Raw genomic sequence first — 11,302 nt, 5'->3', positions numbered from 1 at the left:
GTGATCCATCCCCATACCAGGGTCCTGTCCGGGGACCCGGCCATCGGCGTGGGCGTGTTCGCCACCCGGCCCATCCCCCGGGGGACCATCGTGGTCGTTCGCGACCGTTTCGACATGAGCCTGAGCCCGGAAGCGTTCAGTGCTCTGCCCGAGCCCCAGCGGGCGGCCATGGAGACCTACATGTACCACGACAAGTGCGGCAACCTGATCCTGAGCTGGGACCACGCCCGGTACATGAACCACAACTGCCTGCCGACCACCATGATGACCGACTACGGCCTGGAGATCGCGGTTCGCGACATGGCGGCCGGAGAGGAGTTGACCACCGAGTACGGGTTGCTCAACATCCAGGAACCGTATGACATCTGTTGCGGCTGCGAGAACTGCCGCAAGCATCTGCGGTTGGACGACATTGATGTGTACGGCGACGAGTGGGACGAGCGCATACGCGAAAGTCTGGTGCGCATCCCACTGGTGGACCAGCCTTTGCTGCCGTTGCTGACGGGCGAATCGCGCGTCCGTTTGGACGCCTTCCTGACGGGCAGGGCCCCTTATTCGTCGGTGCGCAGCCTCAAGTGGTTGGCCGAACCGGCCTGCTGACGCGGCGCGGCAGACTGCCGTACTCCTGTTTTTCGCCCAGAGGCGGGATGGTTATTTGAAAGCCGTCCCGCCCTTTACATTCCGTGCGAATATGCGAGGATGGTTGAAACGGGTTCGCCTTGGGCGGCCCCCTATCCTGCAACGCGATTTGGACAATCCGGAGAAGACCCGTGACCAGACAGACATTCGATGTGATCGTGATCGGTTCCGGCCCGGCGGGCGGCATCGTCGCCCGCAAGCTCGGCGATGCCGGGCTGGACGTGGCCGTGGTGGAGAAGAACGGCTGGGGCGGAGTGTGCCCTCTGCGGGGCTGCGAGCCCAAGAAGACTCTGGCCGACATGGCCCATGAGGTCGTCCGCGTGCGGGACATGGCCGGGCACGGCGTGGCCGGGAACGCCCGTGTGGATTGGGCCGCGCTCATGCGCTACAAGCATTCGGTCATTGATCCCATCTCCGGCGCGGTCTTTGATTCCTTTCACGGCCGAGGCATCACCACCATCCACGGGCGGGCCCGGTTTACCGGCCCGGATACGGTGGAGGTGGACGATCTCGGCCCGCTCTCGGCCCGGCACATCGTCGTGGCTGTCGGGGCTGTGACGCGCAAACTCGGCATCCCCGGCGAGGAATTGCTGCTGACCAGCGACGGGTTTCTGGATCTCGAAACCCTGCCCGAGTCCATGATTTTCATCGGCGGCGGATTCATCTCCTTCGAGTTCGCCGGCATTGCGGCCGCGTCCGGGGCCCGGGCGACCATTCTGCACCGCAGCGGGCGTGTGCTCAAAGGATTTGACGAAAGCCTGAGCCACAAGCTGATCCTGGCCATGCAAGACCAGGGCGTGGCCGTGCACGTCAACCATCCGGTCAAGGCCGTGGAACCCTTTGACGACGGCGTGCGCGTGTTCGTCAACGGCCCGGACGACGTGGAGATGGAGTTCGTGGCCGCAGCCGCCGTGTCCGGCGCGGGCCGTGTACCCGATCTGGACGGGCTCGGCCTGGACAAGGCGGGCGTGGAGAGCGGCGGGCACGGCATCAAGGTGGACGAATACATGCGCAGCACCTCCAATCCCGTGGTTTATGCTGCCGGAGACTGCGCCGAACCGGGGCATCCCCTGACCCCGGTGGCCGTCTTGCAGGCCGAGACGGTGGTCCGCAACATCCTGGAGGAACGCTCGGCCCGGTCCGACCTCGGTGGCACGGCGGGCGCTGTCTTCACCCATCCGGTCCTGGCCTGCGCCGGGCTCTTGGAGGAACAGGCCCGCGAACAGGGCTATGACTTCAAGGTCTATGAAGGCGATGCGGCCAAGTGGTCCGAACACCGTCGTCTGGGCATGAACCACGCGGGCTACCGGGTGTTGGTGGAACGGGGCACCGACCGCATTCTCGGGGCGCACTACCTGGGCGCCCACGCCGAGGAGGTGGCCAACATCTTCGGCCTGGCCATTCGCTGCAACCTGACCCGTGAGGACCTCCTGGCCCAGCCGTGGGCCTATCCATCCTTTGGCTACGCCGTGAGGTACATGCTGGGATGACCCGATCCGACGGCTTGATCCGCTTCACGGTCCGGGGCGAGGTTGTGGAGGATGCGGCCACCGGCCTGGTCTGGTCCCGGCTGGCCCAGCCCGCCGAGACGGGCCTGTCCTGGCCGGAGGCCTTTGACTTCATCGCGGACATGAACCGGGGCAACCGTTTCGGTTTTTCGGACTGGCGGCTGCCCAACCGACGGGAGCTTTATTCCCTCGTGGACCAGGCCGCGCGGGAACCGGCCTTGCCGCCGGGCCACCCCTTCCAGCATGTCTGGGCGGGCAAGTGCTGGACTTCCACCACCTCGGCCCGGGACCACGCCTATGCCTGGTGGGTGCAGTTCAGTGGCGGGCGCATGTTTTTCGGCCGCAAGGAGGACGATGCGGTGGTCTGGCCCGTGCGAGGGGCGTCCGGGGTCTTGTGGGCCACCGGGCAGACCGGCTGCTTCGACGTGAACGGTAATCCCCTGGAGTGTGCCGGGACCGGTCAGGACGGGGACCTGCGCCTGGGGCGTCCTTGGCCCGAGCCGAGATTTCTGGTGCGGGAGGCCGAGGTCGAGGACCGCATGACCGGCCTGGTTTGGCGAAAACGGACCGACCTGACCGGGGGCATGGTCGATCGGGAGGTGGCGGAACGGGCCGTGTCCGCGCTGGCCGGGGAGACCGGGCTGGCTTGGCGGCTGCCCGCCATCATGGAGTTGGAATCATTGACCGATTGTTCGCGGGCGGACCCGGCCCTGCCGGAAGGGCACCCCTTCGAGGCCGTGCGCGAGGCCTATTGGTCGGCCACGGACAGCGGCTACGATCCGTCCTGGTCGTTCTGCTATTACCTGCACAAGGGCGCAGTGGGCGTGGGCTTCAAGGCGAGGGCCGAGTTCCACGCCTGGGCCGTGCGTTCGGCCTGAACCTGCGTCAGTCTTCAGAGCCGGACCGTTCCTTCGGGTATTCCGCGTCCCTGCATTGATCCATGAGTTCGCGCAGATCCCGGGCCGCGGTGGTGAAGTTGAACTGATCGACAAGTCGGCTCAGTTCCTTGGCGTGGGCCGGGGCGTTTTCCCGCAGTCGTTCGCGTAGAGCGCTAAAGGCCTTCTGGGCGTCGATGTCGTGGCGTTCGAGCAAGGTGAGAAGTGTTTCCATCTCGGGGAAGATGTTCCGGATTCCTTCTTCCCGCACCCGGCCCTGGTCGTCGCCCGGGGTCTCGGTTTCCGTTTCGGGCGGGACCGCTTCGAGGATGCCGTCAATCACCCGGTGGGCCTCCCGCAGGACCTCGTTCAAGCGGGTGTGCAGGTCTCCCTGGCCGCCGAAGAGTGATTGTTCGAGTCGGGCCAGAGTTTCGCGCAGTCGGTCGGCTCCGATGTTGCCGGCCACGCCCTTGAGGTTGTGAGCCACGGCGCGGCAGGATTCGAACCGCTCGTCGTCGGCGTCAGCCATGAGCTTTTGAAGGAGCATGTTGCCGTCTTGGGCAAAATCCACAAGCAATTTCCGGTAGAGTTTTTCGTTGCCGCGCAATCGGTCCAGGGCCTGGGCCGTATTCACGCCGGGCAGGTTGGGCATGACCCCGGAATCCCCGGACGAACCGTTGGCCGGGCTGCCGCCGGACTCGGCTTTTGTCGGCGAGGGCGCTGTTTCCTCGCGATGCTCTGGCAACCAATGGGACAGCGTCTTCATCAGTTCAACGGGGTCGATGGGTTTGGTCACGTGATCGTTCATGCCCGACTCAATGCTTTTTTCCCGGTCGCCCACCAGGGCGTGCGCAGTCATGGCGATGATCGGCAAGGAGGTCTTGCCCCCTTTGCGGATGCCCCTGACCGCCTTGAAGCCGTCCATGATCGGCATCTGGATGTCCATGAGCACAGCGTTGTAATTCCCGGCCAGGGCCATTTCCATGGCCTTCCGGCCGTTGTCCGCGATGGACACCTTGATGTCCGCGCCCTCAAGAATTTCCCGGGCCACCTGTTGGTTGATCTCGTTGTCCTCGGCCAGAAGGATGTGCGTGCCGGGCAGGTTGCTCGGCACCCCGGAATGTTCGGCGCGGGATGAGCGTTTGGGCTTGTTCTCGACGCTGTCGCTCAGGGTGTCCATGATGGTGTCGAACAGGATGGAGCGGTTGAAGGGCTTGAGCATGTATCCGTCCAGGCCTATCGCCTCGGCCCGGCGGCGAATGGATTCCTGCCCGTAGGCCGTGAGCATGATGATCTTGGGCTTGTGCCGGATGCCCGGGGCCTTACGGATGCGCAGGACCAGTTGGATACCGTCGGTATCCGGCATGTTCCAGTCCGTGATGACCAGCCTGATGGGGTCGTCGTCCTGGTCCCGTTTTTCCAGCAAGGCCAGGGCATCGGTGGCGCAACTTGCCTCAACCACTTTGAAGGTGAATGATTCAAGTACCTTGCATAACACCATGCGGGACATCTTGCTGTCGTCGACCACCAGGACGGGCAGTCCCCGGATTTCGGTGGGATATTGGAATGTGTCGTCCGCATGATTGGGTTGGAGCTTCAGCGGGAGGGTGAAGGAGAACTCGCTGCCTTTGCCGGGTTCGCTGATCACGTTCATTTCGCCGCCCATCATTTCCACCAGCCGTTTGGAGATGGACAGCCCCAGGCCGGTTCCGCCGAACTGGCGGGTGATGGTGCCGTCGGCCTGGCTGAAGGGCTGGAACAGCCTGTCCAGGTGTTCCGGGCCGATGCCGATGCCCGTGTCCCGGATGCTGAAGCGGATGAGCGCCCTGGTTCCGTCCTGCTCCAGGAGGTCGGCCCGCAGAATGACTTCGCCCTTTTGGGTGAACTTGATGGCGTTGTTGGTCAGGTTGAGCAGGATCTGGCCCAGTCGGAGCGCATCGCCCCGGAGTCGGTTCGGCACCGAACTGCAGACCATGAGCAAAAATTCGATGCCCTTTTGTTCCGCGGCCAAGCCGAGCATGTTGATGATGTTGTTGAGCACATCGTCCAGCAGGAAGTCCGCCTCGTCCACGGTCATCCTGCCCGCCTCGATCTTGGAGAAGTCCAGGATGTCGTTGATGATGCCGAGCAGGGAATTCGCCGACAGGGATATCTTGGTCAGGTAGTCCGACTGCTTGACGGTCATGTCGGTCTTGAGCGCCAGGTGGGTCAGGCCGATGATGGCGTTCATGGGCGTGCGTATTTCATGACTCATGCGCGCCAGGAAATCGCTCTTGGTCCGATTGGCCTCTTCTGCGGCCAGCCGGGCGGATTCGAGTTCCCGGGCGTTGCGCTCGCGGGCGGCGGTGAACCGGGCCCGGGTCAGTCCGATGAGGGACGCCATCAGGAAAACGAGTCCGAAGATGGCCAGGTAGTGGCCGCGCACCGGGTCCAGGTGCGCCTTGATTGCGGCTGTCGGGGTCAGACAGACCACCTTCCAGCTGTGGGATTCGGCCACCTTGAGTGCGGAATTCGCTGACTGGGGGCTGACGCTGACCGTGGCGACCGTGTAGAGACCCGCGGGGGTGGAGAACTGGCCTTCGTTCATGGATTGGATTTTGGCCCAACCCCGGGGATGTTCCAGGTCGAAGCGCAGGTTTTCGCGGCCTTTGAACATGAAGGCCCAGTTCCGCTCGGGGTAGGGCGAGGCGAGCCAATAGCCATCTTCGTTGAGAAGCATGGTGATGCTGTCCTGGGTCTTCTTGTCGTCGTCCAGGCGGTCGATGATCCGTTGGCCCAGATAGTTGAGGATGGCGATGCCGATGCGGCATCCGGTGTCGTCGTACACGGGCGTGGACACCCGGATCATCGGCTTCAGGGGCACCTCGATTTTATTGTTCTCGATGTTCAAGTCAAAAGGGGAGATGTAAATCTCGCCGTTCTTCAACGGCAGGGAGTTTTGGAAATAGTATCGGCTCGCCTTGTTTTGGAGCTTGTCCGGCGGAACAACCTCGGGGTGCCCGTTGTTATAGTTGACCCGGATTAGCTCCATGCCATCGGTGTCCAGAATGCGCAGTTGGTCGTAGGCTTCGCTGATGGAGCACAGGGAAAGGAGTTCGGCTTCGAGGTCTTGCCGCGCATGCTTGGTGCGGAATTGAAGAAATGATTTGGTGTCCACGTGGTTGGCCACGAGGTAGAGGTCGATGAACAGGTTCTTGAGGTCCAGGTTGACGCTTTGCGCCACCATCTGGTTGTGCATGGATTCATTCAGCTGGAGGGCGTCCACAATGGACTCGGCCTCCTGATCGTAGAGGGAATAGAGACCCAAGGCGGCCAGTCCGGTCAGGAAAAAAATAGTCCCCAGAAAGCTGCGGGCGGCCAGGGAAATATCGGAGTAATGTTTCAACATGAGCCTCTCGTGTCCGGGATTTTGTCTTGTTTGATCTATATTGACCTGTGTATAACAAAAAGTATACGTGCGAAGTATTATAATCCAATATTTCCCCGCATGGTGACATGATGTGCTCTACCTCTGGGGCGGCCGTTGGCCCGAGCTCGGACGGGAGGGGAGGGGAAATATCGATTATAATTGCCCGCGCTGGGCGCGGTGGGAATGATTTTGGAAAGCCCTTGCCGGGGAACCTACGGAGGAGCGCATGGCGGACAGGGAAAAACAGACCGTACTGGTTGTGGACGACATTCCGACGAATCTTGACCTGCTGGTGGAAACCTTGAAGGATGAGTATCGTGTCCTGGCCGCGCTCAACGGCCCGGAAGCCCTGAACGTCGTCCGTTCCTCGACCCCGCCCGACATTGTGCTCCTGGATGTGATGATGCCCGAGATGGACGGCTACACGGTCTGCCGGGAGATGAAGGAGGACCTGCGTTCCAGGAATATCCCGGTCATCTTCGTCACGGCCCGTGACCAGGACGAGGACCAAACCCGGGGTTTCGAGGCGGGCGGAGTGGACTACATCACCAAACCCATCAGCCCCGCCGTGGTCCTGGCCCGGGTACGTACCCATCTGGCCCTGCACAATCAGAACCTGGCCCTGGAGCGCAAGGTAGCCGAGCGTTCCCGCGATCTCTACGAGACCCGGCTGCAAATCATCCGCAGACTCAGCGTGGCGGCCGAGTACAAGGACAACGAGACCGGCCTGCACATCGTCCGCATGAGCGGCTACTGCCGGGTGTTGGCCCGGGCCGCCGGGCTGGACGAGGAAGCAACGGACCTTATTCACAGCGCGGCGCCCATGCACGACGTGGGCAAGATCGGCATCCCCGACCACATCCTGACCAAGCCCGGCAAGCTCGACCCGGACGAGTGGGAGATAATGAAGACCCACACGACCATCGGGGCCAAGATCATCGGGGAGCAGGACAATCGGCTCATGATCATGGCCCGGCGCATCGCCCTGAGCCACCATGAGCGGTGGGACGGCTCGGGCTATCCCGAGGGGCTCACGGGGGAGGATATCCCGCTCGAAGGGCGTATCGTGGCCCTGGCCGACGTGTTCGACGCCCTGACCTCCAGGCGTCCCTACAAGGCTCCCTGGCCTGAAGAAAAGGCATGCGGGTACATCCGCGACGAACGGGGCCGCCATTTCGATCCCCGCCTGACGGACCTCTTTCTCGATAATCTCGACGCCATGCGCGAGATCAAGGCCAACGTCGGAGACGACGTTTTCGACGAATAACGGCCAACCGGATCAGGCGAACCGTTCCCGGATCATTTTGAACAACAGCGGCTTGCGGTCGTATTGATGGAGCAGGTGGGCCGTGCGCCCGGCCCGGTTCAAGACTTCGCCGCGCCCGTTGACCGTTGGTTCGCCACGAGTCTGGGCCAGGGTCAGGATCGGGCCCGCGTTGTCGAACAGGGTCGGCCCGTCCAACGCGCCGGTGTGGATCAGGTGGTTGTGCACGCCCTGGTCGTAGCCCGCCATGCATTCGCCCGCGGAGGGGGGCAGGAGCCGCCCGGTCATGGCTTCGAGATAGGCGAGCATGGAGGCCTGGTCGCCCACCGTGGTCCCGGAACAGGACACGGGCCGGTCCGCGATGGCCTGCAGGGCGTCTTCGCCCAGGTGTGCGCGGACCCAGCGGCTGTTGAAGGGGCAGGACCCCACGGTGGCCGAAGGGTCCTCCAGGGTGCAGCAGAGGCCGTCGGGCCAGGGGAAGGCGAAGGGATCGCGCTGGAAGACCACGTCGCGCACGTCGCTGATCAGGATGCGGTCCCAGTCCGCGGCTTCGCTCTTCAGGAAATCCAGGTACAGGAAGTAGCGCAGGGCATTGCATGGCACCGCTTCCAGGCCGGGGCGCCGGACCATGGGCAGGAGCCGGGCCCCGTGGGCGCGCATGCGCTCCGTTCCGCGGGTGGTTTCGGAGACGAACAAAACGAGATCGCCCGCATACGCCGCCCTGTCGAGGGAGACGAGAAACGGGCGAACATCGCCATAGTGATAGCCGGCGGCCAGGCCGAGGATCAGGGTTCGGCCCACGGACTAATTGCCCGAGGGCTTGCGGCGCCTTCTGCGCCGGCGGCGCTTGACCTTGGCCTTGGAATCGTCTTCGCCGTCGGACGGCGCGGTCTCGCGTTCGGGCTGAGACAGCCGCTCTTCATCGGGGCCGTCTTCTTTGGGCCGGGCCGGGCGTTTGCTCCGGGAACGGGGCGGGCGGGATTGCTCCTTGGCTGCCCGGGACGGTTCCTCGGTGCTTTGGGGCCGTTCCTTGGCCGGTTGCGGTTCGGCGGGCGTCTCCGCCGGTGCGGGCGCGGCCTTGCGGGGCTTGGCAGGTGCCGCATCCTGTGCGGGGCTGGCCTTGCGGGGCTCGGCGGGCGCTTCGCTCGGAGCGGGACGGGGCGGACGCCGTTCGGCAGGCGCTTCCTGCCGGGCGGGGCGGGTTTGTCTCCGCTCGTCGGACGGGCCGTCGGATGAGCGATTGCGGCCGCCGCGATTGCGGGCGGGCCGTTCGCGCTGGGATTCGGATGCTACGCCGGACGTGACGCCGGGTTCTGCGGGCTTGCCGTGCAGGGTGGGCTGGTACAATTCATCCAGAAGCATGGCCAGCAGGGCCAGGGAATCTTCATGCTCGGCGTAGTTCTTGGCCACGGGCAGGAAGCGGGAGACCCGTTCCCTTTGCAGGTTGGTCAGCTTGCGGAATTTCTTTTCCAGCATGGCGGTCAGCCGTTCCCCGATGATGGCGGTCACATCGTCGTCGGTGGGGTCCTTGATCTCCTCGAAATGGATCTTGAACCGGGCGGCGATGCGGTCCAGCTCGATGCGCTGGATGACGTCCACCAGGGTGATGGCCGTGCCCGTGGCTCCGGCACGACCGGTGCGGCCCGCACGGTGCACGTAGGACTCCGGGTCCTCGGGCGGTTCCATCATGAACACGTGCGACAGCTCCGGGATGTCGATGCCGCGCGCGGCCACGTCCGTGGCCACCAGGAAGCGCAGCTTGCCCGCTTTGATGCGGGTCATGAGCGCCTCGCGTTTGTTCTGGGTCAGGTCCGAGGTCAGCCCCTCGGCATCGAATCCGAACTGGGCGAGCAGGGCGGCGGTGAACTCGACGTTGCGCTTGGTGTTACAGAAGATCAGGGCCGAGGTGGGGTTTTCCAGCTCGATGAGCTTGATGAGCTTGCGCTCCTTGCCCATGGCCGGGACCTCCACGAACTGGTGGGCGATGGCCGAGACGTTTTCCTCGTCCGAGGAGAGGCTCAGAAATTCCGGCTTGACCATGAACTCCTCGGCCAGGCGCAGCACGCTGGGCGGGAAGGTGGCCGAAAACATGAACGCGCCGTCGATATTGCGCGGCAGGTAGCGTTTGACCTCGACCATGTCCGGGTAGAAGCCCACGGAAAGCATGCGGTCGGCTTCATCGAAGATGACCGCGCGCAGGTCGTCAAGCGTCAGGTTGCGGCGCATGAGATGGTCCAGGATACGGCCGGGGGTGCCGACCACCAGGTTCGCGCCCTCGCGGAAGGCGTCGAGCTGTTCCTTGTAGCCCACGCCGCCGTATACGGCCACGACCTTGAGGTCTTCGCCGGCCAGCGTGCGTGCATCCTGGGCGACCTGCTTGGCCAGCTCACGGGTGGGGACCATGACCAGAGCCTGGCAGGTGTGGCGCGAAGGATCGAGTTTTTCCATGAGCGGCAGGACAAAGGCGCCGGTCTTGCCGGAACCGGTCCGGGCTTGGACCATGACGTCCTGATTGGCGAGGAGGAGGGGGATGGCGCGTTCCTGGACGGGCATGAGCTTGTCCCATCCGGCGCGGTCGCAGGCCTGCCGCAGTTTTTCGGGCAAGGTTTCGAAGGTGATCGGGGCGGGGCCGTTTTCCGGTGTGTCGCTCCCGTTTTCGGGATGCAGTGTGTCGTTTTCCATTAGTACCTACTGTGTGATGTGGATTCCGGCCATTGATGACTTGTTGCAGGGGCCGGAATGGGAAATTCGTTCGTTGCGGGGAATACTATACCGTATTTGCCCAGTTGTACAATACGGCGGTGGGAGCCCCCCCGGTCAATGGACGAACTGTTCGTTGAAGATGCGCTCCTCCAGGGAGTGGTCGTGGTCGAACAGGACCAGGGCGGGGCGGGAGTGGTCCTCGACGACGCATACTTTCCGCACGTCGCGGACCTCGAAGGAGTCGGCGGCCGCGCCCACGGGCCTGTGTTTTGGGTCGAGGATGGTGAACTCCACCACGGCGGAATGGGGCAGGAGCGCGCCGTTCCAGCGCCGGGGACGGAACGGGCTGACCGGGGTCAGGGCCAGGACGTTGGACCCGAGCGGGATGATCGGGCCGTGGGCCGACAGGTTGTAGGCCGTGCTGCCCGCGGGGGTAGCGACCATGATGCCGTCGCAGATGAGCCGTTTCAGCCGTTCGCGTTCGTTAATGCGCACCCGGATGTTGGCCGATTGTTGGGAATAGCGGTGCAGGGCCACCTCGTTGAAGGCCAGGGCCGAATAGGTCTGCCCGGTCACGGTTTCGGCGGTCATGACCAGGGGGTTGAGGACCAGCCGGTGAGCCATGTTGAGCCGTTCGATGAGCCCGTCGGCTTCGAAGCGGTTGAGCAGGAAGCCGATGGTCCCCCGGTTCATGCCGTAGATGGGTATACCCGTAGCCCGGTGCTCGTGTACGGTCTGGAGCAGAAATCCGTCGCCACCCAGCGCCACCAGGGCGTCGGCCTCGTCCGTCGGGACCAGGTCGTAGCGTTCGGACAGCAGTTTGAGCCCGGCCCGTGCCTTGGGCGTGTCGGAGGCGAGGCAGGCGATCTTTTCGATTCTTTTTTCGATGTGCATCGGGGGGGCG

The 11,302-nt window shown here is 63.9% G+C and carries 8 protein-coding genes; 4 read left to right on the top strand and 4 right to left on the bottom strand.

Annotation, left to right across the window (positions count from 1 at the left end):
* The 3 genes from J0909_RS03455 (at nt 1) to J0909_RS03445 (ending at nt 3,025) form a co-directional block, all read left to right on the top strand.
* Entirely contained in the window at nt 1–600 is a 600-nt protein-coding gene (locus J0909_RS03455) for an SET domain-containing protein (protein WP_207260485.1), read from the top strand.
* A 170-nt stretch (nt 601–770) separates the two neighbouring features.
* Nucleotides 771–2,129, top strand: a complete 1,359-nt coding sequence (locus tag J0909_RS03450; RefSeq protein WP_207260484.1) for a dihydrolipoyl dehydrogenase family protein — start codon at nt 771–773, stop codon at nt 2,127–2,129.
* Nucleotides 2,126–3,025 (top strand): Lcl C-terminal domain-containing protein, encoded by a 900-nt coding sequence (locus J0909_RS03445; protein ID WP_207260483.1) that lies wholly within the window; start codon nt 2,126–2,128, stop codon nt 3,023–3,025. The genes J0909_RS03450 and J0909_RS03445 overlap by 4 nt, the downstream gene beginning before the upstream one ends.
* 7 nt (nt 3,026–3,032) lie before the next feature.
* On the opposite strand, the gene J0909_RS03440 is transcribed toward J0909_RS03445, so the two are convergent.
* Nucleotides 3,033–6,410 carry a hybrid sensor histidine kinase/response regulator gene (locus J0909_RS03440; protein WP_207260482.1) on the bottom strand — a complete coding sequence of 1,126 codons (3,378 nt, stop codon included), beginning with the start codon at nt 6,408–6,410 and terminating at the stop codon, nt 3,033–3,035.
* Nucleotides 6,411–6,657: 247 nt separating this feature from the next.
* On the opposite strand from J0909_RS03440, the gene J0909_RS03435 reads away from it, so the two are divergent.
* On the top strand, nt 6,658–7,698 hold the full coding sequence (locus tag J0909_RS03435) for an HD-GYP domain-containing protein (protein ID WP_207260481.1): 1,041 nt from the start codon (nt 6,658–6,660) through the stop codon (nt 7,696–7,698).
* Nucleotides 7,699–7,710: 12 nt separating this feature from the next.
* Here the strand turns inward: J0909_RS03435 and J0909_RS03430 are convergent, their stop codons facing one another.
* The 3 genes from J0909_RS03430 to J0909_RS03420 form a co-directional block, all read right to left on the bottom strand.
* Nucleotides 7,711–8,496: a hypothetical protein gene (locus J0909_RS03430; RefSeq protein WP_207260480.1), complete on the bottom strand. Its 786-nt coding sequence runs from the start codon at nt 8,494–8,496 to the stop codon at nt 7,711–7,713.
* A 3-nt stretch (nt 8,497–8,499) separates the two neighbouring features.
* The gene (locus J0909_RS03425; protein ID WP_207260478.1) at nt 8,500–10,377 is read right to left on the bottom strand and encodes a DEAD/DEAH box helicase; all 1,878 of its coding nucleotides are present in this window, start codon (nt 10,375–10,377) and stop codon (nt 8,500–8,502) included.
* A 135-nt stretch (nt 10,378–10,512) separates the two neighbouring features.
* The gene (locus J0909_RS03420) at nt 10,513–11,292 is read right to left on the bottom strand and encodes an NAD kinase (RefSeq protein ID WP_207260476.1); all 780 of its coding nucleotides are present in this window, start codon (nt 11,290–11,292) and stop codon (nt 10,513–10,515) included.
* Nucleotides 11,293–11,302 lie beyond the last annotated feature (10 nt).

Origin of the sequence: Desulfovibrio sp. Huiquan2017, from assembly GCF_017351175.1 — a bacterium.
Classification (GTDB): Bacteria; Desulfobacterota; Desulfovibrionia; order Desulfovibrionales; family Desulfovibrionaceae; genus Pseudodesulfovibrio.
Note: the sequence above shows the minus strand (reverse complement) of the source record. Positions and strands in the feature narration are given on the sequence as shown.